Below are 22,518 nucleotides of genomic sequence, written 5' to 3'. Positions count from 1 at the left end.
GATCGACGAGGATGTCCCTACCGCATAGGCCGGACGCACCAACGGCCACCCCGAACGAAAATCTTGGACACTTACCGTCCGGCTCGGACGGTAAGTGTCCAAGATTTTCGGAGATCGTTCGTCACTTCAGGGACTTCGCAGCCTCGACCGCCTCGGTCAGGGTGAACTCGCCTTCGAGGCGGTAGGTGACGCCGTCCTGTTCCCAGATCAACGTCGCCGCCGCCAGCCGGGCGCTTTCTTCCCGCACCACACCGGAACGGTCCACGTACGACACCGGATGTGGGGCGCCGACCCACACCGCCTGCCGCCCGTCGACCTCCGTCCACTCCGCCTCCGACCCGCTGGCCTGCTTGAAGAAGACCGGATCAAGCTGTCCGTCGAAGGCGTCCAGGCGCACCTCACCGCCTCGGTAGAGCAGCGTCACCACCCGGTGCCCGCCGGTGCCGTCCGGATCGGCGACCAGCACCCGCTCAGGCGGGCCCAGGGTTACCGGCAGCCGGATCGGGAAGTGCACCAGCTGCTGCGCCTGCGCCAACTCGGCCGTGCGTTGCGCGGGCAGCGGCGACGGGGAACCGGTCGGCGGCACCGGATCCGACGAGGTGCTGATGGTGATCCCGGCGAAGCGCAGCAGCCCGGTCACCGCGTCGGCGAGCGCCGCCCGACCGGGTGGCAGCGACGCGACCAGCAGCGCGGCGAGCGCTGTCGCCACCGCGTACCGCAAGCGCCGCCGGCCCACGGCGGTCAGCAAGCGCGGCGCGGCGGCCCGCAGACGCGGCGCGGCGGTCGAGGTGCGTGTGGCGGTCAGGCGGGCGCGGACCTGGGCGGTCACGTCCGGGGGGTCGGGGGTTTCCAGCCAGGCGGACAGTTCCCGCAGTTCCCGTTCCAGGTCAGCCACGGCTCAGCTCCTGGACGTCGAGCAGGCCGCGCAGCTTCGTCAGGGCGCGGGAGGTACGCGACTTGACGGTGCCCCGGGCCCAGCCGAGCATGGCGACCGTCTCGTCCTCACTGAGGTCGAGGAAGTACCGGCAGACGATCACCTCACGGTCTCGTTCCGGCAGTTGCCGCAGGGCCCGGACCAGGGCGGACCGCCGCTCCTCGGCGAGGACGGCACCGATCGCCCCGTCCTCGCCGGCCTCCGAGCCGGGCGCCACCCGGGCGGCCCGCAACACCAGCCCGGTGCGGCGCTCCCGGGAGCGGTGCAGGTTGCGGGTCTCGTTGGCGACGATGGCCAGCAGCCAGGACCGGAACGACGAGTCGCCGCGATAGCGGGACAACTTCCGGTAGCCCTTCACAAACGCCTCCTGGATGACGTCGTCCGCCTCCGAACCCGCGCCCAGCAGCACCGCGGTCCGGTACGCGGACGCGGTGTGTCGGGCGACCAGGAGTTCGTACGCCTCCAGGTCGCCGGCCTGCGCTCGGGTGACGAACTCCCGGTCGTCCAGTGGTACCTCCGGTGGGATCACCCCTACTGACACCGGCTGACCCGGGCGGGTTCCATGTTTCGCCGGCGGAACCGGAGGAGGTCCGCCGGTGTCATCCGGTCATGATGGCTGAGTCGATGATTTCGCGCCGTGCTCTGCTGGCCGCCCTCGGCGGCGTGGGTGCGGTGACGCTGGCCGGTTGCGATCCGGCCGGCAGCCGGACGGCGGCGACCTCGGCGGTGACGCTGCCGGATCCGCTGCTGGCGCAGTTCGACGGCGGGCTCGGCGTGTTGCGTGGCGGTGAGCCGCAACTGCTTGCGTACGCGATCGCCACCGCCGACGGAAAGGTCGTGCACGCTACCGCCCCGGACGGTGCCGACACCGCGTTCTGGCGTGTCGACGCCGCCACTGGTGCCGCCTCCGAGCGGGTCCGGCTGCCGGGTCGGTGGGTGCCGCAGACCGTCTCCGCCGACGGTACGCGGGTGGCGCTGACCACCGAGGAGGTGAGCGTCACCGAGGAACGCCCCGACGGGCGAGCGGTGACGCCGGTGCTGATCGCCGACGCCGGTGGGGTGCGACAGCGGTTGCGGCTGCCGGGCAATTTCGTGCCGGAGGCGTTCACCCCCGACCACACCGGCCTGTACGTGTTGGAGTGGCTGCCTGCGCAGGCACCGGAGCGGTACCGGGTCCGGATCGTGGACCTCGCCTCCGGCGTGCCCGGCCCGCTCCAGACCCGGCTCAAGCAGCCGATCCCAGCCGGCGCGGAGGAGGAGATGCGTGGCGACGGGCGGCAGGCGGTGCTCGCCCCGAACCGCCAGGTGCTCTACACGCTCTACACCCATCAGCCCGACCACCGGCACACCCGCGACCGGATCAGTGGGCGACCGGGCAGCGACGTGCACGCCTTCGTGCACACCCTGCACCTTGAGCAGCGGTGGGCGTACTGCGTGGACCTGCCGGCCCCGTTCGGGCACGGGCCGGCCGAGGGGCATGCCATGGCCATCACCCCGGACGGTGCCCGACTGCTCGTGGTCGACGTCATCTCGGGCGTCGTCGCGGACATCACCACCGAGGAGCTGACCGTACGCCGGACGGCCAAGATCACCAGTGGTGCCGGACCGGCGTACGCGACAACCGACGGTGACCGGCTGTTCGTGGCCACCGGTACCACCGTTGCCGTCTGCGACCTGGCCAACCTCGGTGGCGGCAGCGAGTTGACGGTGGGCCATCGGATCAACGGACTGCTGCTCAGCCCCGACGGCAACCGGCTCTACGTGGCCGGGCCCGCCACGCTGAGCTGGCACGACTCGGCCGGCGGAGGGCAACTCGGCCGGCTTGCCGTGCCCGGTCTGGTGGGGCTGCACGGCCTGGCACGCGCCTGACGCGGCGTGCGGGTGCGGCCGGGCCGGTGGGCAGGGAAGACGGACCATCGGGACGAATCCGGTCGCCCCGGCTGATCCGCAGCGAGTCGGTCATCGTACGTTAGGGGAACCGGAGGGTGAGCGCCCTGATCCGCCGGTAGTCGCCCGTTCGTCGAAAGGAAGGACAGCCCTATGCCCTCCGCCCTGATCGCCGACAACCTGGGTCGTGCACTGGACAGCCTGGTCGATCGGGTGCCGGGAGCCCAGTTCGCGGTGGTGCTCTCGCCGGACGGCATCATGCTGGGCGCTTCCCGGGGCATCGACGGCGAGCTGGCCGAGCAGTTGTCCAGCATGGTCTGTGGGCTTCAGGCGTTGGGCATGGCCGCCGCCCAGGTGTGCGGCGACGGTGAACTGCACCAGGTGGTCGTACACATGTCGCGGGCCTTCCTGTTCCACGCCACCACCGGCAACGGGGCGATCCTCACCGTCGGCATCGACGGGGAGGCCGAGGTGGGCGACATGGCGTACGAGGTTGCCATGTTCGTCGCCCAGGCGGGCGACCATCTGCCGGTCTACCTGGAACCGGCCGTGGCCGACGCCTAGCCGGTACCGTTCGCCGCTTCACCCCGGCCGGTCCCGGTCAACCGTCGTACGGCGGGACCGGGTCGGCCACCTGCCACAGTTCGGCCGGCAGGTGCGCGATGACGTCGTCGTACTCGTCGGCGGTGGTGGCCGCGCGGATGGTGTCGAGGACGGCCCGGATACCCGCTTCGGCCAGTTCCGGGTCGACGTCGGCCCGCCCGCCGACCCGCTGCACGAACACGTCGAGCCCGAACCGCTCGGCGGCCTCATGCGGGGCGAACGTGTACGCCCGCAGCCCCTCGGGAAGCTGGTCGGCGAGGTCGCGGGCCTGCCCGCCGTCGATCCGCTCGGCCAGGGTGGTCAGCGTGGCCCGCGCGATGGCGGTCGCCTGCTCGGCCGACGCTCCGGTACGGCTCGCCACGGAATCGATGAACTCGTTGTCGTCCACCTCACCGGCCCCCTTCTCGCCACGGATGCGGCGTGTACCCGCGCAGCGGCCCAGCAAACGGGCGACCGGGACCGGCAGGCAAGTGGTGGACCTTCCGGAAGCACCTTGACGTATCCAGGAATATCACTACGATCTGCGCAATGCGACGGCACCGTCACCAGGTGCGGGTGAGCACCCTCGATTCGTCCGACGTCCATCCCGCATGGCTGCCGCCGGAGGCGTTGCGCGCCATCGGCACCCGACGCACCCTGGTCTGCGGGGAGGGCACGCTCGTCGACACCGTCCATGCCGAGGTCGAGCGGGCCGCCAATCGGTACGGCGGCTCGGCCCGGCGGATCGCCCCCGAGACCGGCCTGTCGCCTGCGGACCTGGTGTTCGCCCTGACCCGCGAACTGCCGGCCACCCAGTCCGACGACCCACCACCCGGCGAATCCGACCCGGCCGTGGTGTCGGCCGCGATCGACGCCGCGAAGGCGGAACTCGGCGCGGCCGGGGTGGAACCGCTCGGCGCCGAGGGTTTCGCCGTTACCCGCCACGGCGAGGTGACCGTGGTGCTGGCCGACGCGCCGGCCGGGCTGCTGTACGGACTCTTCGAACTGGTCCGGCTCGGTGAGTCCGGTTTCGGGCCGGCCATGCCCGCGCGGGTGTGTCGCCCGGCCATGGCACGGCGGATGCTCGACCACTGGGACAACGTCGACGTGCACCCGGTGATGGGGCAGGTCGAGCGCGGCTACGCCGGCGGGTCGATCTTCTGGCGGGACGGCCGACCCCGCCGCGACCAGGCCCGGGTCACCGCGTACGCGCGGTTGCTGGCGGCCTGCGGGATCAACGCGGTCTCGGTGAACAACGTCAACGTGCACGCCACCGAGGCGCGGCTGCTGACCGAGCGGCTCGACGACGTCGCCGAGCTTGCCGACCTGCTGCGGCCGTACGGCATCCGGGTGCACCTGGCGGTGAGCTTCGCCGCGCCGGTCGTCGTCGGTGGCCTGCCCACCGCCGACCCCCTGGACCCGGCGGTGCGCGGCTGGTGGGCCGAGACCACCTCTCGGGTGTACGCCCGCATTCCCGACTTCGGCGGCTACCTGGTCAAGGCCGACTCGGAAGGTCAACCGGGCCCGTTCAGCTACGGCCGTGACCACGCCGACGGGGCGAACCTGCTGGCGGAGGCGCTGGCACCGTACGGCGGCGTGGTGCACTGGCGGGCCTTCGTCTACAACCACCGGCAGGACTGGCGGGACCGTTCCACCGACCGGGCCCGGGCCGCGTACGACCACTTCGCCCCGCTCGACGGCCGGTTCAAGGACAACGTGATCGTGCAGGTCAAGCACGGGCCGATGGACTTCCAGCCCCGCGAACCGGTCTCCCCGGTGATCGCCGCGATGCCCGGCACCCGGCTGGCCGTGGAGTTCCAGGTCACCCAGGAGTACACCGGCCAGCAGAAGCACGTCTGCTACCTGGCGCCGTGGTGGAGCGAGATCCTGCGGTTCGCGCCCTGGGGTGAGCCCGGACGCACGGTCGCCGACGTGGCGGCCGGCGGCAGTGACCAGGCCGGCGGCAGTGACCAGGCCGGTGGCGGTGACCGGACCGGTGGTGGTCTGGTCGCCGTGTCCAACGTGGGTGACGACCGGTTCTGGACCGGGCACCCGTTGGCCCAGGCGAACCTGTACGCCTTCGGCCGGCTCTGCTGGGATCCGGGGCTGCGCCCGCAGACGGTGCTCGACGAGTGGATCGACCTGACCTTCGACCCGGCCACGTCCCCCGATCCCGAGCTGCTGCGCCGCACCCTGCACGAGATCATGGACGACTCGTGGCGCACCTACGAGCGGTACACCGCGCCGCTCGGCGTGGGCTTCATGGTCCGGCCCGGCCAGCACTACGGCCCCGACGTCGACGGGTACGAGTACACCCCGTGGGGCACGTACCACTTCGCCGACCGCGACGGTGTCGGCGTGGACCGCACCCGGGCCACCGGCACCGGCTTCACCGGCCAGTACCCGTCGCCCTGGTTGCAGGTGTACGAGTCGCTCGACCACTGCCCCGAGGAACTGCTGCTCTTCTTCCACCACGTGCCCTACACGCATGTGCTGCGCAGCGGCAGCACGGTCATCCAGCACATCTACGACACCCACTTCGACGGGGTACGCGAGGTCGAGGCGATGTGCCGGCGCTGGGAGTGGCTCGCCGGGCTGGTCGACCCGACGGTGCACGCCCGGGTCACCGAGCGGCTGACCGAGCAGCTGCGCTGCGCCCGGGAGTGGCGTGACCAGATCAACGCCTACTTCCACCGCAAGTCCGGCATCCCCGACGCCCACGGCCGCCCGCTGCACTGAGCCTTGGGGTTGGAGTCTGGACGGGCGCCGTTTTGGCGGTATCCCGATAGCCTGAATTCCGCCGTTTCGTCGAAGCGGATCGATCAGCCGGGCGTCGTCCGCCTCCCGCCGATCAGCCGGCGTCTCCGTTCCGGGCGTTTACGCCCGGCAGCAAACGGCGCAGCTCACGGTCGAGGGCGGCCTCGTCGGTCACCCGGACGCGAAACGGTAGACGGATGTCGTGGTGTCGGTGCGTGGACTCCGCCCGCAGGGTCAGCCCGTGAGCGTCTACGGCCACCGGTACCAGCCGGGTGCCGGTGGGGGGCAGGTCCGGGTCCACCAGGGCGGCGAATCGTTGCCCGAGGTGGGGGCGCTGTCGGACCAGCCGGGCCAGGTGCACAGCCTCAAGGGCGGCGACCGGGTCGGGACGCGCTGCGTGGTAGGCCGCGATCGGTACCTCGACGGCGGCCGCATGCCGTTGGACGTGCACGCTGTCGGGCTCGACCGCCCACAGCGCCACCGGCGGCAGGTTGAGCAGTGCCATGACCGCGTCGTCGTCGCACGAGTCGAGGGCAGCCGGGTCGAGTCGGCGGACCGTGCCGGTCACGGTCACCCACGCGCGCACCCGCTCGCGTACCGGCACCGGCACCAGGTGTGTGAGGTCGAGCCGGACAGCGCCGTCTGCCCCCCGGGCGGCGACGAGCAGCCCACCGAGCGGGGTCATCGCGTCGACGGCGACAACGATCGTGCCGTCGGGGAGGACGGTGTGCGCGTCGAGTAGGTCGACGGCGGTGCCGGCCACCCGCAGGCGCAGTGAGGTGCAGGTCGCGAGGGCGGAGCGGACCTCGACCGCGTCGGTCGAGGTCCGGTCGTCGGCGAGCGCCGACGGTGGTACGGCTTCGGATGCCACGACGGCCTCCTTACACCGCAGTCGAGTCGAGGCAAGCCCACGCTAGTAGGTAAGGCTTGCCTAAATCAAGGGGTCGCGGTGTGAGGAGGTCGGCGGCTCTGCCCAGGTCAGGCTGGTTGGTAGGTCAGGCAGTCGCTGGCGGTGGCGCCCGACCCGACCTGCACGGACGGCGCCTTGCAGGCCAGGTTGGTGTTGTAGGTGCAGTCGGTGCGGGCGCATGCGCCGACGCTGCCCGTGATCTCCGCGATGCCCCCGCGTACCGACGACTCGACATAGGTCGCGCAGGACGCAGCCTCGCCGGCCGCCGCGACGGTCACCGCCGGGGCGTGACAGCCACCGTCGTTGAAGCTGCACGTGACAGCGGCGCACTCGCGTACGGCAGGCATCTGCAAAAGGGTCTTCATGGCTTCTCCGCTCATGGTTTACCGTATCCGTACAACCGAGATCCGGTCGCGTTCAAGAATAGCCAAAGAATCGTCCGCAGGGTCGTTCGTTCGGGTCTTGCGAGATGTTCAACGACGATATCGTACCTGTTCAAGTGGGCTACGAAGTCTGTTATGAAGTTTGCTTGCAACTCGCTTCGGTGTGGCGTTTAGAAGGTAAGCCTTTGCTTTGTTCGAAGCTTTTCGAGGAAAGGTGAGCCTTGCCTTTCCTGCCGCATCTCGGGCCGGGAACAGCGACCGGAAACCAGCTACCCGCACTCGTCCTCGCGGATCACGAGGACGCCTGCGGTGTCGAGTCGCACTGGACCGCCGGACTCGACCCGGGCACCGGTGAGCAGGTCGACACCATCTACGGTGGCGGCGATCTCGATCGGCTCGGTGCCGTGGTTGAGCAGGAACAGCAGTCGTGTCCCGTCGGGAGCGACCCGCACCGTGCGCTCCAGGCCCGGCACGTCCGGGTGCGGACCGGTCAGACCGTGGTGGTCGAGTATGCGGCGGACCACCCAGTCCACACCCGGCTGGTCGAGCGCGGTGCCGACGTACCAGCCGTGGCCGTCGCCGTACGAGTTGCGGGTGACCGCCGGGGTGCCGGCGTAGAAGTCGGCCCGGTAGCTGCCCACCACCTCCGCGCCGACGGGGATGACCAGCTCGAACACCAGCCGGGCGGGAACCTCGGTCCGGTCGTCGTCGTGGCCCAGGCACACCGGGTTGACCACGTCGGCGCCACGGGCGTCCCACTCGTCCACCCGGACTCCGGTCAGCGGCGCCAGAGGGCCGGGCACATCGGTCAGGAACGCGTTGCCGTCGACGTCGACGCGACCGGACAGGAACGTCGTCAGCACCGAGCCACCCCGCAGGGCGACCCGGGCCAGCCGGTCGGCCAGGTCGTCCTTGACCAGGTGCAGCGCCGGGGCGAGGACGACCTGGTAGCCGGCGAGGTCCGCGCTGACCGGCACCACGTCGATGTCCACCCCGCAGGACCACAACGCCTGGTAGTAGGCCAGCACGACCTGCTGGTAACGGACCAGCCGGGACGGGCCGTCGGAGATCTCCAACGCCCACCAGCTGTCCCAGTCGAACAGCAGCGCCACCCGGGCCGGGGTACGGGCGCCGAGGGTCACGCCGCCGAGCCGACGCAGCTCCGCACCCAGCTCGACGACCTCGCGGAACACCCGGGTGTCGGAGCGACCGGCGTGACCGATGACCGCGCCGTGGTATTTCTCGCAGGCGCCCCGGGAGGCGCGCAGCTGAAAGAACAGCACCGCGTCCGCGCCGTGCGCGACCGCCTGCCAACTCCACAGCCGCAGCACACCGGGGCGCTTGAGCGGGTTGACGTCCCGGCACGCCGTGGTGCTCGGGGTCTGCTCCATCAGCCAGAACGGCTGTCCCCCCTTCAGACCGCGCATCAGGTCGTGGCTGAGCGCCATCCAGGCGGGGGAGTCGTCGTCGGGCGGGTAGTTGTCCCAGGAGGCGAAGTCCAGGTGCGCCGCCCAGCGGTGGTAGTCGATCGGCCGGTACATGCCCATGAAGTTCGTGGTGACGGGCAGGTCGCTGGATTCGCGGATGGCCGCCTTCTCGTCGACGAAGTTGGTCAGCATCGCCTCGGACATGAACCGTCGGTAGTCCAGGGTGATGCCCTGGAAGGCGGTGTGGTCCGGGCCGCGCCAGTGTTCGGTCAGTGCCGACGGCGGCTCGATCTCGTCCCAGTCGGTGAAGGTGTGTGACCAGAACGTGGTGTACCAGGCGGTGTTCAGCGCAGCCAGGGTGCCGTAGCGATCCCGCAGGAAGCGCCGGAACCCGGCCGCGCACAGCTCGCAGTAGCAGGCACCGCCGTACTCGTTGCCCACGTGCCAGGCCACCACGGACGGGTTGCCGGCGTAGCGGCGGGCCACCCGCCGGGCCAACTCGGTGGAGAGCCGGCGGAACATCGGGGAACTGGGGCAGGAGTTGTGCCGCTGCCCGAACCGGTGCCGGCGCCCCTCGAAGTCGACCCGGGTCACCTCCGGGTGCGCGCGGGCCAACCACGCCGGGTGCGCCCCCGTCCCGGTGGCCAGGCAGATCATCCGGCCCTGAGCGGTGGACCGGGCGACGATGCGGTCCAGCAGAGTGAAGTCGTACCGGTCCGGGGCCGGCTGGGTCAGCGACCAGTCGAAGACACCGAGAGTGACGGTGTCGATCGAAGCCTGCGCGAACAGTCGGTCGTCGGCGTCCCACACCGGCTCGGGCCACTGCTCCGGGTTGTAGTCCCCGCCGAAGGGCACCTTCGGGGTCACCGGAAGGATCATGAGGTGAACTCACGTCGGATGATGCTGATCATCGGCTCGCCGCCGCGGACCAACGCCAGCGCCAGCACCGAAGCCAGCGCGGCGAGGGCGGCCTCCGAGGCGACCAGGGTGAGCATCGCCGCCGCGACCAGCAACAACCCGATGCCGACAACCACCTGAGGGGTACGCAGCACGAAGTATCCGGCCAGTCGGAGCACGTCGCGCAGCCGGAAGGTGAACAGCGAGGTGATCACCAGCGCGTTGATGCCGACCACGGCCACCCCGGCGGCGATCAGCAGCAGCGGCACGACCCACCAGCGGGGCAGCCCGACCGCCGTCAGGTTGACCAGGTTGATCGCGAGCAGGGCCAGCCACATCAGCATCGGCACCCAGACCAGCAGCGCCCCGACCAGGTTCGCCCGGTAGCCGCGCCAGAACAGCCGGGCGGGATGCAACTCGGTCAGGTCGAGACGCTGGTGGTGCAGCGCGTACAGGGCGGCGGACAGTGCCGGGCCGAGCGGCACCGCGCAGACGGCCACCAGCGGCAGGTTGCTCACGTGCCGTTCCAGCGCGAACAACGCGACCAGGCCGGGTGCCGCGCAGACCAGCAGCAACACCTCGACCACCAGCAGCGTGTAGACCAGCGCGGCCACCCGCGACAGTGGTCCCGCACCGAACTCGCGTCGGACCGCCGTACTCACGACGCCTCCGGGCGCAGCAAGGCCGGCGGATCCTCGTGGCCGCGGTGCAGCGCTGGGTCGAACCGGCCGGTGCCGACGGCGAACCGCCGCGCTCCGGACAGCCGGCCGCTGGGGTGCTCGACGACGGTGCTGCGCATCGGTGTCCTCATCCCTGGGTGCGGTGGGCCGGTCCGCCTCGCGCCGACACGAGGCGGACCGGCCCGGGTATCAGTTGTGCTTGTCGCGGTAGCGCTCGTACGCCTTGTTCACCGTGTCCAGGTAGGCGTCCATGTTCTTGCCCTTGAGTTCGTTGACGTAGGCGTCCCACTGGGCGAGGTCACGCTGGCCGAGGGCGAACTGCAACGTCGCCTGGTACACGTGGTCCTTCAGCGGGGTCTCCCAGAGCGACACCTGCTCGCGCTCCTCGTCGCTGAGCGGGTACGGCGGTGGCGGCGACTTGGGCGTACGGGCGTTCATCACCTTCTGGAACTCCTGCTCCTCGGCGGAGAAGAACGCCTGCACCAGCTCGGGCTTGCCACCGTAGGCGAACACCCCGTTGGCGAAGCCGAAGTCCTTCTGCAGGTGCTTGGGGGCGCCCGGGTTGAGGCCGATCATGTCGACGTCCTCGGCGAGGGTGGCCTTGCCGGCGGCGTCCTTGACGTAGGTGGTGCCCTCCACGCCCCACCGGGCGAACATCTGGCCCTCGTCGGAATACCAGAGCCAGTCGACGAACTGCATCATGGCCACGAAGTTCTTGCTCTCCCGCGCCTTCGACGAGATCATCATGCCGTTCTCCAGCCGGCTCTGCGGGTTGATCTCCCCGGCCGGGCCGATCGGCAGCGGGATCTTCGTGATCTTCGCCTTCGGGTTGGTGGCCGCGAGGTCCGGCCGGTAGTCGTTGACCACGGACTGGGCGTTGGCGCTGATCACGAAGGACTTGCTGTTGGCGAGCTTCTGCCGGGCGATGTCGTCGGTCTGGGTGAAGCTCTCCGGGTCCAGCAGCTTCTCGGAGACCAGCTTGTTGAGGTACTCCAACATGTGCCGGTAATGCTCGGTCGCCCCGGTGTACTCGAACTTCTTCGCCTGCGCGTTCCAGCTCACGTGCTGGAAGTTCCAGCCCGCGCCCTCCAGGCCGTGCGACACGGCCAGCAGGTTCAGCAGGTTGCCGGCCGGGTTGGGCTGGCTGAACCGGTCGGAGAACGGGTAGGTGTTCGGGTACTTCGCCTTCATCGCCTTGAGCACGGTGTAGAGCTCGTCCCAGGTCTTCGGGATCTCCAGGTTCAGCTCGTCGAGGATGTCGGTGCGGACCGCCAGCGAGTAGTCCTGCCAGGGCTTCTCGTGCAGGCCGGGCAACAGATAGAACTTGCCGTCCGCCTGGCGCAGCGTGTCCATCTCAGGCTTCAGGTCCCACTTCTCGATCTTGTCCTTGAGGTTCGGCATCAGATCGAGGTAGTCGCTGACCGGCAGGATCGCCCCCGAGGAGACGTACGCGTGCACGTCCGGCGGGTACGTCTTGGGGATGAGCAGCGGCGCGTCACCGGCGCCGATGAGCAGGCTGCGCTTCTGGTTGTAGTCGCTCAGCGGCACCGCGACCGGTTCGAGCGTGACGTTGGTCCGCGACGTCAGCTCCTTCCAGAACAGCCAGTCGTTCTTGAGCGGGTAGTTCGGGTGGTTGTTGTAGAGGACGGAGAAGGAAAGCGGCTCGGTGGCCTTGAACTGCGTACCGGCGGCGTAGTTCTCCATCGCACCGGCCCGGTTCTCCGACAGGTTCTCCGCGTCGGACGGGTCGTCACCACAGGCGGTGACACTGGCGAGGGCGAGCAGCGCGGCGGTCGCTGCCGCTGTGTGTCGCCACGATCTGCGGAACATGGCGGGTCCTTTCGCAGGGTGATGGTGGGAGGGTGGTTGTCCTGCTCAGCCCTTCACCGCGCCGAGCATGATGCCGCGGACGAAGTACCGCTGGACGAAGGGATAGACCAGCAGGATGGGCAGGGTGGTGAGCACGATGGTCACGGCCTTGAGCGTCGCTTCGGCCTGCACCTCGTTGGCATCGGAGATGGCCCCGACGTTCTCCGCGCCGGTGGCCCCGGCGATGAGGTTGCGCAGATACACGGTGACCGGCCACAGTTCCTGCCGGTCCAGGTAGAGGAACGCGGCGAACCAGGAGTTCCAGAAGGCCACCGCGTAGAACAGCACCATCGTGGCGACGATGGCCTTCGACAGCGGCAGCACGATCCGCCACAGGATGCCGTACGTGTTCAGGCCGTCGACCGCGGCGGCCTCCTCCAGGTCGTTCGGCAGGCTCTCGAAGAACGCCTTCATCACCAGCAGGTTGAACACGTTGATCGCGTTCGGTAGCGCGATGGCCCAGACGCTGTTCTTCAGCCCCAGGCTGGTGACCAGCACGTAGTTGGGGATCAGCCCGCCGGTGAAGAACATCGTGAACACCGCGAGGCCGACCAGCAGGCCACGCCCCTTGAGCTGCTTCTTCGACAGCACGTACGCGTAGCAGGTGGTCATCACGATCGAGATGATCGTGGCGGTCACCGTGTAGAACACCGTGTTGCGGTAGTTCGTCCAGAACATCGAGTCGGAGAGCACCAACTGGTAGGTGTCCAGGGTGAACCCACGCGGCACCAGGTTCACCTGGCCGGCGATGATGTACGCCTCATGGCTCATCGACCGGGCCACGATGTTGACGAACGGGTACAGCGTCACCACCACCACGGCGGTCAGGATGATCGCGTTGACCACCTGGAACACCCGGTAGCCGCGGGTCTGCTGGATGCCGCGCCGCCGTCGCCGAGGGCCGGGCGTGGGTGTGGTGGCCGGCTTGGCGGCCTCGACGGTCACCACAGGCTCGTCCCCACCGTACGGCGGGCGATCAGGTTCGCCGACAGCACCAGGATCAGCCCGATCACCGCCTCGAACAGCCCGATCGCGGCGGCGTAGCTGAAGTTGCTGGACGCGAAACCGACCCGGAACAGGTACGTGGATATGACGTCGGCGGTCGGATAGGTCAGCGGGTTGTACAACAGCAGGATCTTCTCGAACCCGACTGCCATGAACGTGCCGATGTTGAGGATCAGCAGGGTCACCATGGTCGGCCGGATCCCCGGCAGGGTCACGTGCCAGGTCTGCCGCCAGCGGTTGGCGCCGTCGATGCGGGCCGCCTCGTACAGGTCGTCGTCGATGGTGGTGAGCGCGGCCAGGTAGAGGATCGTGCCCCAGCCGACGGTCTGCCAGACCTCGGAGGAGACGTAGATGGTGCGGAACCACTCCGGGCGTTGCAGGAACGGGATCGCCTCGCCGCCACCCGCGCGGACCAGCTGGTTGATCGTGCCGTCCATGGACAGCAACTGCATGACCATGGCCGCCACGATCACGATGGACAGGAAGTGCGGCAGGTACGACACCGACTGCACGAACCGCTTGAGCCGGCGGGCGCGTACCTCGTTGAGCAGCAGCGCCAGCACGATCGGCAGCGGGAAGCAGAACAGCAACGTCAGCGCGCCCAGCGCCAGAGTGTTGGTGAAGACGTTCCAGAAGGTGGGATCGGCCAGGAACATCTTGAAGTACCGCAGGCCCACCCAGTACTCGCCGAAGATGTTGCCGCCCGGCTGGAACCGGCGGAAGGCGATGACGTTGCCGAGCATCGGCAGGTACCGGAAGATCAGGAAGAACAGCAGCGGCAGGATCGCCAGGGAGTACAGCTGCCAGTCCCGCCGCAGCGCGCGGCGCCAGGTCCGGCGGGGCGGCCGGGACCTCGCGGACGGCTGCTGCGCCGGTGATGCCGGGGGTGCCGTGGTGACCGGGCTGCTCACCGCCCACGCTCCGGCGCCGGTCGCACCCTCACCCGGGACACCAACTGCCGGTCGTGGCCGACCTGACGCTCGTCGCCGACCAGCCGCAGCGCCAACCGCGCGGCGAAATCGTCGCTGGAACGGCCGAGGCGCAGCTCCACGTCACCGGGCTCCACGATGCGTCGGCCGTGGACGCCGGTGAACGACGTGACGTCGGCGGGCACCTCGAAGGTGACCCGCGCCTCGTCGCCCGGCTTCAGCGGCACCCGCGCGTAGCCGATCAGGCGGACCACCGGTCGGGTGGTCTGCGCCACCGGATCGTGCAGGTAGAGCTGGACCACCTCCGTACCAGCCCGTGACCCGGTGTTGCGGATCGTGACGCCGACCGTCGCGTCGCCGTCGACCGGCCAGGACACCGGCTCGTCGGCGCCGGCGGGTGCTTCGCCCACCACCTCGGCGTCGGTCCAGTCGAAGCTGGTGTAGCCCAGCCCGTGACCGAAACCGAACGCGGGTGTCGGATCCACCGACGACACCTCGGTGCGGCGGCCGAGGACGGGGGAGAGGTAGGTGCCGGGCAGCCCACCGGCGTGCCGGGGCACGCTGACCGGTAGCCGTCCGGACGGGTTCACCGCGCCGGTGAGCACCTCGGCCAGCGCCTGCCCACCGCGCTGACCGGGGAAGAACGCCTGCACGATCGCGGCGGCGCCGTCCACCTCCGGGCCGAGCGCGTACGGGCGGCCGGAGAGCACCACCAGCACCACCGGGGTGCCGGTGGCCAGCACCTCGCGTACCAGGTCGGCCTGCACCCCGGGCAGCCGCAGGTCGACGGCGTCGCAGCCCTCGCCGGAGGTGCCCCGACCGAACAGTCCGGCGCGGTCACCGACCGCGAGCACGCAGACGTCGGCCTCGGTGGCGGCGGCGACGGCGGCGGCGATGCCGGAGGTGTCGTCACCGGTGACCGCGGTGCCGGGGACATGGGTCACGTACGGGTGCAGCCGCTGCAACTCCGTGCGGAGCGACGGGATCTCCACCCCGATGCCGTGCTCCGGATACCGCACGCCGATGTGCAGCGGGAACGAGTAGCAACCGAGCATCGCCAGCGGGTCGTCGGCGACCGGGCCGACCAGCGCGACGTGCTGGTCGGCGGTGAGCGGCAGCAGCCCGTCGCGATTGCGCAGCAGGATCACCGACTGGCGGGCCAGCCGCAGCGCCACCTGCCGGTTCTCGTCGTCGTCCAGGATCAGCTCACCGACGTCGGTGGGCGACCCCCGCCAGTCGCCGTCGAGCAGACCCAGCTCGATCTTCTGAATCAGCACCCGGCGTAGCGCCCGGTCGACCAGATCCTCGCCGACCGCTCCGGCGCGCACCGCGGCCATCAACGGTGCGCCGTAGGCGTCCACGGTGGGCAGTTCGACGTCGATGCCGGCGCGCAGCGCGAGCGCGGCCGCAGCGCCCGCGTCGGCGGCGACGCCGTGCAGCGTCTGGAGGAACCGGACGGCGAAATAGTCGGCGACCAGGGTCCCCTCGAAGCCCCACTGCTCCCGTAGCACCCGGGTCAGCAGGCCCTCGTCGGCGGCCACCGGTACGCCGTCGATCTCGGCGTAGGAATGCATGACCGATCGCGCACCGCCCAACCGCAGGGCCATCTCGAACGGCGGCAGGATCACGTCGGCCAGCTCACGGTGACCCATCGGTGTCGGTGCCAGGTTCCGTCCGCCCCGCGAGGCCGAGTAGCCGGCGAAGTGCTTCAACGTGGCCACCACGCCGGACCGTTCCAACCCGCGTACGTACGCCGCCCCCGTCGTACCGACCAGGTACGGGTCCTCGCCGATCGTCTCCTCGGTCCGCCCCCAGCGGTAGTCGCGGGTCACGTCCAGCACCGGGGCCAGTCCCTGGTGCACGCCGGCCGCCCGCATGGACCGGCCGATGCGGCCGGCCATCTCCTCCACCAGGGCGGGATCGAAGGCCGCCCCCCAGCACAGCGGCGCGGGAAAGGCGGTGGCGCGCCAGGCGGCGAAGCCGGTCAGGCACTCCTCGTGGACCTGGGCGGGGATGCCGAACCGGCTGGCCGCCACGATCTGCGCCTGGGAGGCGGCAAGTGACCGCGCGCCACGCGTCGGATCGACCGGCGCGGTGCCGAACGGCCTGGTCAGCTGCCCCAGACCGGACCGGATCGCGTCCGGCCAGGGCGGGGTGTGCTCCACCAGGTCGTTCTGGTGCGGTGCGACGCCCTCACCGGAGGCGTCGGCGCCGACCCAGAGGCCGACCAGTTGCGCGACCTTCTCCTCCAGCGACATCAGCGGGATGAGTGCCTCGGCCCTCTCCTCAGGCCGTAGCGCCGGATCACGCCAACGATCGGTACCCGGTGGCGCCGGTCGATCGTCGACGGGTAGCTGACTTGTCATGCGCACCCCTCCGGTCGCGTCCGGGAGGTTGTCCCGACGGCTCCACCTGCTGCTGTAGAGCACAGCGATCATCGAAAATTTCGGAAACCAGCTCGTAGTCTGTGTCGGGAACCTAAGTGTGTCGATAAATCCATGTCAAGGCCTGGAAATCCGCCTACGGCACTGGCACTGTGGTGCGGGTAAGCGATTGCCTGTGGTCGGTGGCCGTCGTCCGAGTCATCGACCGATGTCATCGGCGGTCGGTTCGGTCAGAGTAAGTTCTCCGATATTTTCGGGGCCGGTGGTAGAGGGGCCGATGACTGAGAACCGCTCGCCGGCGGCGCTCGGCGCCACGACGCTCGCGACCATCGCGCAGGAGGTCGGGGTCTCCTCGGCGACGGTGTCCAAAGTCCTCAACGGTCGATCGGACGTGGCGGCCTCGACCCGGGCCCGGGTCGAGGCGAGCCTGGAACGGCACCGCTACCGCCGCCGGGCTCGGCGTACGGTCGGTGACAGCCAGATCGACCTGGTGTTCCACGAGTTCGGCTCGGACTGGGCGATGGAGATCATTCGCGGGGTCGAGGCGGTCACCACGGCCGACGGGGTCAACGTGGTGCTCTCGCAGTTGGGCGGTGCGCACCGACCACCGCAGGCCTGGGTCGACGCGATGATCGCGCGGCGCCCACTGGGTGTGCTGCTGGTGATGTGCAACCTGACCGACCAGCAGCGCAGGCAGCTACGGCGACAGGCCATCCCGGTCGTGGTGGTCGACACCGACAGTGCGAGCGCGGCCTCGGGGCCGACCGTCGGGTCGAACAACTGGAACGGCGGCCTGCTCGCCACCCGCCACCTGCTCGAACTCGGGCATCGCCGGATCGCGATCGTCTCCGGCCCGCAGGACGTGCTCTGCGCCCGGGCACGTACGGCCGGTTACCGCTGCGCGCACGAGGAACTCGGCGTACCGGTCGATCCCGACCTGGTGCGTTCGGGAAACTTCCACCTCGACGCCGGCTACACCCACGGCATCGAGTTGCTGAGTCGCCCGGACCGGCCGACCGCCGTCTTCGCCGGCTCCGACCTTCAGGCGCTGGGCGTCCTGCGGGCAGCCCGGCAGCTCGGCCTCGATGTCCCCGGCGACGTGTCGGTGGTCGGCTACGACAACCTACAGGTCTCCGCGTGGAGCGGTCCCGCGTTGACCACGGTGAACCAGCCGCTGCGTGACATGGCCGGTACGGCGACCCAGATGCTGCTCGACCTCGCGCGTGGTGTCGCCCTGCCGACGAGCCGGATCGACCTCGTCGCCGAGTTGGTGGTGCGCGAGAGCACCGCCCCGCCACCGCGACCCTGACGACCGTTGCGAGGACTCATGTCCCTGTTCGACCTGCCCTTGGACCAGCTGCGCCGGTACGCGCCCACGGTGGCCGAGCCCGGTGACTTCGACGACTTCTGGCGCACCACCCTGGACGCGGCGCAAGCCGTGCCGGTGCTGATCGACCTGCGTTCCGAGCCGACCGACCTGCGCCTGCTCGACACCTGGGACGTGACCTTCGCCGGGTTCGCCGGTGACCCGGTCCGGGCCTGGTACACCCGACCCGCCGGAGTGGACGAGCCGCTGCCGGTGGTGGTCGAGTACGTCGGCTACGGGCGTGGCCGGGGCACGCCGCACGAGCGGCTGACCTGGCCCGTCGCCGGGTACGCGCACCTGCTCATGGACGCCCGCGGTCAGTCGGGCCAGTACGGCGTGGGCGACACCGCCGACCCGCACGGCAGTGCACCGGGTGGGCCGTCGCCGGTGACCCGGGGCATCCTGTCGCCGGAGGGTTACTACTACCGCCGGCTCATCACCGACGCGGTACGTGCCGTCCAGGTGGCCCGGGTCCTGCCGGCGGTGGATCCGCAGCGGGTCGTCGTCGCCGGTAACAGCCAGGGCGGCGGGCTGGCACTCGCGGTCGCCGGGCTGGTGCCGGACCTGGCCGCCGTCCTTGCCACCGCGCCGTTCCTCTGCCACATCCAGCGCGCCATCGAGATCACCGACGCCAGCCCGTACGGTGAGATCGCCAACTACCTCGCCGTCCACCGGGAGGCCGAGGCGGCGGTACGGCGCAGTCTGTCCTACGTCGACGCGGTCTGCTTCGCCCGGCGGGCCACTGCGCCGGTGCACGTCGGCCTCGGGCTGCGTGACCGGGTTTGCCCGCCGAGCACGGTGTTCGCCGCGTACAACCACTACGGGACCGCCGGTGGTGCGCCGGTGCCGGCGCGGACCCTGCACGTCTACCCGTTCAACGGGCACGAGCACGGCGAGGCGGTGCACGTACGACGGCAGCTGCGCTGGCTCGCCGACCTGCTCGGTGTACCGGCCGACGTGCCCCAGCCCACCTGCAGGCCCCAGCTCACCGGCAGGCCGCAGCCCACCGAGGCGGCGGTTGCCGGCTGATCGGTTGCCAGGTCACCGAGTCCGAAACTTTCGGTCGTCGCCGTCCCCGCCAACCGGCTGCCTGCTGTGGTTTACTGCGGATCGAAGGCCGGTGCGGCCAGGTTCGTACCGGTCCCGAGAAGACAGTCGGGCACGTTGAGCTTGCGGACGTGTTTCGATACTGTTTTCGATAGAACAGCTCCGATCTACTCACGATGGCCGGCTGAACGCACCGGCCTGCGCGGCATCCGGGCGCCCGCGCAGGCGAGGGAAGGTCATCGTGTTGGGCGGTAGTCGGAGCCGGCTTTCCATCAGCACGGCTTCGTCGAAAGGCTCACGCCATGAACAACGCGTTCGCCCGCGCCAGCGGGCGTCCCGCGACCCGACTGCGATCGCGCTCCGCGCTGATCTCGGCTGTGGTCGGTCTCTCCCTCGCCGCCACCACCGTGGTGGTGACGGCCTCCAGCGCCAGCGCGGCGACCACCCTGGGCGCCGCCGCCGCAGAGAGCGGCCGGTACTTCGGGGCCGCGGTCGCAGCGCACAAGCTCAGCGACTCCACCTACGTCGGCATCCTCAACCGCGAGTTCAACTCGATCACTGCCGAGAACGAGATGAAGATCAACGCCCTGGAGCCGCAGCAGGGTGTCTTCACCTACGGCACCGCGGACCGGATCGTCAACCACGCCCTCTCCCGGGGCTGGAAGGTCCGGGGTCACACCCTGGCCTGGCACTCGCAGCAGCCCGCCTGGATGGAGCGGATGGAAGGGCAGGCGCTGCGCTCGGCCATGCTCAACCACGTCACCCAGGTTGCCACCTACTACCGGGGCAAGATCGACTCCTGGGACGTGGTGAACGAGGCGTTCGACGACGGCAACAACGGCGCCCGACGCAACTCCAACCTCCAGCGCACCGGTGACGACTGGATCGAGGCGGCGTTCCGCGCCGCCCGCGCCGCCGACCCGGGCGCCAAGCTCTGCTACAACGACTACAACACCGACAACTGGACCTGGGCCAAGACCCAGGCCGTCTACCGGATGGTGCAGAGCTTCAAGCAGCGGGGCGTGCCGATCGACTGCGTCGGGTTCCAGTCGCACTTCAACGCGCAGTCGGCGTACAACAGCAACTACCGCACCACGCTGTCCAGCTTCGCCGCCCTCGGGGTGGACGTGCAGATCACCGAGCTGGACATCGAGGGCTCCGGCAGTCAGCAGGCCGACACGTACCGCCGGGTGGTCCAGGACTGCCTCGCGGTGCCGCGCTGCAACGGCATCACCGTCTGGGGCATCCGGGACAGCGACTCCTGGCGTTCCTACGGCACGCCGCTGCTGTTCGACAACAACGGCAACAAGAAGCAGGCGTACAACTCGACCCTTGAGGCGCTGAACGCCGGTGGCACCAACCCGCCGCCGACCACCCCGCCGCCGTCGAGCCCGCCGCCGTCGAGCCCGCCGCCGTCCAACCCGCCGACCGGTGCCTGTACCGCGACGTACACGTTGGACACCTGGAACGGTGGCTTCGTCGCCCATGTGCGGGTCACCGCCGGCTCCAGCGGCCTCAACGGCTGGGCAGTGAACCTCACGCTGCCGGGTGGTACCTCGGTGACCAACTCGTGGAACACCCAGGCGAGCGGCAACAGCGGCGCCGTGACGTTCCGCAACGTCGGCTACAACGGCAACGTGGCACCCGGCACCACCACCGAGTTCGGGTTCCAGGGCACGGGCTCCGCCCCCTCCGGCACCCCCACCTGCAACGCCAGCTGATTTGAAAGGAGGGGCCCCTTCCTATCGCCTCGTGCATAGGAAGGGGCCCCTTTTAACGCGCCGGCACTCAGCAGCGGCTGATCGACGAGTTGTTCAACACCACGTTGCTGATGGTCAGGTTGGCCGTGCAGGGGCTCTCCAGAATCCGGCTGTTGACCAGGGTGAAGTTGCGTAGCGTGATGTCCCGGTTGCCGGGGAACTCGCTGCGCGCGGCCAGCCGCACCTCGCCGCCACCGCTGATCGTGCCGCCACCGGCGGCGATGTCCACCCCGTAGCAGTTCTCGATCAGGATGGCGTTGTTGCCGGTGTTGGCGATGTCGACCCGGTTGACCGCCAGGCCGCCGGATTCCGAGACACAGAAGATGCCCCGGCCGCCGCCACGCGCCCGTACGGTACCCACCCGGATGTTGGTCGGGTAGCCGGAGCCGATCCGGCCGGCCCGGTTGGCGATCCGGAACGCCGCGTACCCGGTGCCGGATCCGGCGTTCTCCGCGTCGACCGTGGTCACGGTGGCGTTGATGGTCTCGTTGAGCAGCAGTCCCGACTCGCCGACGTTGCGGGCGGTCACCGTGCCGACGGTCAGCCCGTCGACGCCGTACGTCTCCACGGCGTGCGCGCGGGCACCCGAGACGTACACGTTGTCGATGCGGATGTTGCGGCTCCACTGGCTGGTGTCGCCCCGGTTGTCGATGCGGATCCCGAGCCCGCTGGACAGCCGCATGTCGATCTGACCGAGGATCACGTTGCTGACGTTGCGCATGAAGATGCCGTACAGCGGGGTGCCGGTGACGTTGAGGTTCTGCACCTCGACCTGGGTGGTGCCGCGCGAGTAGATCGGCGCCTGGTCGCCGCTGCCGGAGCCGGTCACGTTGATCGTGCCGCACACGTCGATCGTGGTGTAGCTGGGCAGTGAGATCCGGGAGCCCGCGCTGATCGAGCCGGAGCCGCGTACCACGACCCGCTGCTTGCTGGTCCGGCCGGAGCTGAGGCTGTTGATCGCGGCCTGCACGGCTTCCCGCATGTCGCCGCCGGTGTAGACGGTCGTGCCGCCGTTACGGGCGGTCCAGGTGCCGCCGTTGAGTACCGCCTCGGCCTGGAAGGTGCCGGCACCGCAGCCACTGCCGCTGCCACCGCCGACGGTGACCAGCCGCCACTGCTGGTTGGCCCCGTTGACATCCTGGTACTGCGAGATCATCGCACCGTCGGCGGTGGACCAGCCCCACAGGTCGAGCACCTTGCTGGAATGCCGGTTGACGAACCGGACGTGACCGCCGTCGGAGTCGGCGAGCCGGAAGTGCTGCCGGGTGTTGCCGCTGGCAGCGGTGTTCTGCACGAGCTGTACGCCGTCGTTGGCGTTGGGCAGCTCAAGCACCTTTCCGCTGTGCACCGACCGGATCTGGTAGTAGCCGCTGCCGACGTCGACGAAGCGCCACTGCTGCACGGCGGCGTCGTTGCGGGTGAACTGGTTGATCGGGGCCTGGTCGGCGGTGGACCAGTTCCACACGTCCATCGCCTTGCCGCTGTGCCGGTTGACGAAGACGTACGTGGCGTTCGGGTCGACCGTGGCGGCCTGCGCGGGGTTCGGTGCGGCGATGGCCGTACCGGCGGCGACCAGCACCAACGTGCTGGCGGCAACCAGCCATCGTGGCGTACGCCGGGGTGTTGTTGTCCTGGACGGCATGCGAGCTTCCTTTCCGGACGGACGGGTGGTGGTGAAGGGGGCGAGGCACCTGCCAGGGT

General features: G+C 69.9%; 19 protein-coding genes. 6 read left to right on the top strand and 13 right to left on the bottom strand.

Features of this window, described 5'->3' with window-relative positions; genetic code table 11:
• Positions 1 to 121 precede the first annotated feature (121 nt).
• The gene (locus tag AB0M35_RS11485) at positions 122 to 895 is read right to left on the bottom strand and encodes a hypothetical protein (RefSeq protein ID WP_363744188.1); all 774 of its coding nucleotides are present in this window, start codon (positions 893 to 895) and stop codon (positions 122 to 124) included.
• Positions 888 to 1,460, bottom strand: a complete 573-nt coding sequence (locus tag AB0M35_RS11480; RefSeq protein WP_363744499.1) for an RNA polymerase sigma factor — start codon at positions 1,458 to 1,460, stop codon at positions 888 to 890. Before AB0M35_RS11480 ends, AB0M35_RS11485 begins: the two co-directional genes overlap by 8 nt.
• A gap of 98 nt (positions 1,461 to 1,558) precedes the next feature.
• Here AB0M35_RS11480 and AB0M35_RS11475 point away from each other — a divergent pair, with 98 nt between their 5' ends.
• Together AB0M35_RS11475 and AB0M35_RS11470 are read left to right on the top strand one after the other, a co-directional pair.
• Positions 1,559 to 2,803 carry a hypothetical protein gene (locus AB0M35_RS11475; RefSeq protein ID WP_363744186.1) on the top strand — a complete coding sequence of 415 codons (1,245 nt, stop codon included), beginning with the start codon at positions 1,559 to 1,561 and terminating at the stop codon, positions 2,801 to 2,803.
• Positions 2,804 to 2,974: 171 nt separating this feature from the next.
• Positions 2,975 to 3,385: a roadblock/LC7 domain-containing protein gene (locus AB0M35_RS11470; protein ID WP_363744184.1), complete on the top strand. Its 411-nt coding sequence runs from the start codon at positions 2,975 to 2,977 to the stop codon at positions 3,383 to 3,385.
• 37 nt (positions 3,386 to 3,422) lie between these two features.
• On the opposite strand, the gene AB0M35_RS11465 is transcribed toward AB0M35_RS11470, so the two are convergent.
• A complete protein-coding gene (locus AB0M35_RS11465) occupies positions 3,423 to 3,812 on the bottom strand; it encodes a DUF2267 domain-containing protein (protein WP_363744182.1) in 390 nt (129 codons plus the stop codon).
• A 140-nt stretch (positions 3,813 to 3,952) separates the two neighbouring features.
• Between AB0M35_RS11465 and AB0M35_RS11460 the strand changes: the two genes are divergently transcribed.
• A complete protein-coding gene (locus AB0M35_RS11460; RefSeq protein WP_363744180.1) occupies positions 3,953 to 6,142 on the top strand; it encodes an alpha-glucuronidase in 2,190 nt (729 codons plus the stop codon).
• A 112-nt stretch (positions 6,143 to 6,254) separates the two neighbouring features.
• Here the strand turns inward: AB0M35_RS11460 and AB0M35_RS11455 are convergent, their stop codons facing one another.
• From AB0M35_RS11455 to AB0M35_RS11415, 9 genes are all read right to left on the bottom strand, one after another.
• Positions 6,255 to 7,031, bottom strand: a complete 777-nt coding sequence (locus AB0M35_RS11455; RefSeq protein ID WP_363744178.1) for a DUF2470 domain-containing protein — start codon at positions 7,029 to 7,031, stop codon at positions 6,255 to 6,257.
• 107 nt (positions 7,032 to 7,138) lie between these two features.
• Complete coding sequence (locus tag AB0M35_RS11450; RefSeq protein ID WP_363744176.1) at positions 7,139 to 7,435, bottom strand: DUF1540 domain-containing protein; 297 nt, start codon at positions 7,433 to 7,435, stop codon at positions 7,139 to 7,141.
• 287 nt (positions 7,436 to 7,722) lie between these two features.
• The gene (locus AB0M35_RS11445; RefSeq protein WP_363744174.1) at positions 7,723 to 9,747 is read right to left on the bottom strand and encodes a beta-galactosidase; all 2,025 of its coding nucleotides are present in this window, start codon (positions 9,745 to 9,747) and stop codon (positions 7,723 to 7,725) included.
• An 8-nt stretch (positions 9,748 to 9,755) separates the two neighbouring features.
• Positions 9,756 to 10,439 carry a DUF624 domain-containing protein gene (locus tag AB0M35_RS11440; RefSeq protein ID WP_363744172.1) on the bottom strand — a complete coding sequence of 228 codons (684 nt, stop codon included), beginning with the start codon at positions 10,437 to 10,439 and terminating at the stop codon, positions 9,756 to 9,758.
• The gene (locus tag AB0M35_RS11435; protein WP_363744170.1) at positions 10,436 to 10,576 is read right to left on the bottom strand and encodes a hypothetical protein; all 141 of its coding nucleotides are present in this window, start codon (positions 10,574 to 10,576) and stop codon (positions 10,436 to 10,438) included. The genes AB0M35_RS11440 and AB0M35_RS11435 overlap by 4 nt, the downstream gene beginning before the upstream one ends.
• Before the next feature lie 70 nt (positions 10,577 to 10,646).
• The gene (locus tag AB0M35_RS11430; protein WP_363744168.1) at positions 10,647 to 12,287 is read right to left on the bottom strand and encodes an extracellular solute-binding protein; all 1,641 of its coding nucleotides are present in this window, start codon (positions 12,285 to 12,287) and stop codon (positions 10,647 to 10,649) included.
• A gap of 45 nt (positions 12,288 to 12,332) precedes the next feature.
• Positions 12,333 to 13,271: a carbohydrate ABC transporter permease gene (locus tag AB0M35_RS11425; RefSeq protein WP_363744166.1), complete on the bottom strand. Its 939-nt coding sequence runs from the start codon at positions 13,269 to 13,271 to the stop codon at positions 12,333 to 12,335.
• Entirely contained in the window at positions 13,268 to 14,242 is a 975-nt protein-coding gene (locus AB0M35_RS11420; protein WP_363744164.1) for an ABC transporter permease subunit, read from the bottom strand. Before AB0M35_RS11420 ends, AB0M35_RS11425 begins: the two co-directional genes overlap by 4 nt.
• Positions 14,239 to 16,626: a glycoside hydrolase family 3 N-terminal domain-containing protein gene (locus AB0M35_RS11415; RefSeq protein WP_363744162.1), complete on the bottom strand. Its 2,388-nt coding sequence runs from the start codon at positions 16,624 to 16,626 to the stop codon at positions 14,239 to 14,241. Before AB0M35_RS11415 ends, AB0M35_RS11420 begins: the two co-directional genes overlap by 4 nt.
• A gap of 295 nt (positions 16,627 to 16,921) precedes the next feature.
• Here AB0M35_RS11415 and AB0M35_RS11410 point away from each other — a divergent pair, with 295 nt between their 5' ends.
• From AB0M35_RS11410 to AB0M35_RS11400, 3 genes are all read left to right on the top strand, one after another.
• Positions 16,922 to 17,953 (top strand): LacI family DNA-binding transcriptional regulator, encoded by a 1,032-nt coding sequence (locus AB0M35_RS11410; protein ID WP_363744160.1) that lies wholly within the window; start codon positions 16,922 to 16,924, stop codon positions 17,951 to 17,953.
• Between the two features lie 18 nt (positions 17,954 to 17,971).
• Entirely contained in the window at positions 17,972 to 19,039 is a 1,068-nt protein-coding gene (locus tag AB0M35_RS11405) for an acetylxylan esterase (RefSeq protein ID WP_363744158.1), read from the top strand.
• 320 nt (positions 19,040 to 19,359) lie between these two features.
• On the top strand, positions 19,360 to 20,778 hold the full coding sequence (locus AB0M35_RS11400) for an endo-1,4-beta-xylanase (RefSeq protein WP_363744156.1): 1,419 nt from the start codon (positions 19,360 to 19,362) through the stop codon (positions 20,776 to 20,778).
• Positions 20,779 to 20,845: 67 nt separating this feature from the next.
• Here AB0M35_RS11400 and AB0M35_RS11395 read toward each other — a convergent pair whose 3' ends face one another.
• Positions 20,846 to 22,459: an RICIN domain-containing protein gene (locus AB0M35_RS11395; RefSeq protein WP_363744154.1), complete on the bottom strand. Its 1,614-nt coding sequence runs from the start codon at positions 22,457 to 22,459 to the stop codon at positions 20,846 to 20,848.
• Between the last annotated feature and the right edge of the window lie 59 nt (positions 22,460 to 22,518).

The sequence above is a fragment of the Micromonospora sp. NPDC051196 genome, from assembly GCF_040682415.1.
In the GTDB taxonomy this organism is placed as follows: Bacteria; Actinomycetota; Actinomycetes; order Mycobacteriales; family Micromonosporaceae; genus Micromonospora.
Note: the sequence above shows the minus strand (reverse complement) of the source record. Positions and strands in the feature narration are given on the sequence as shown.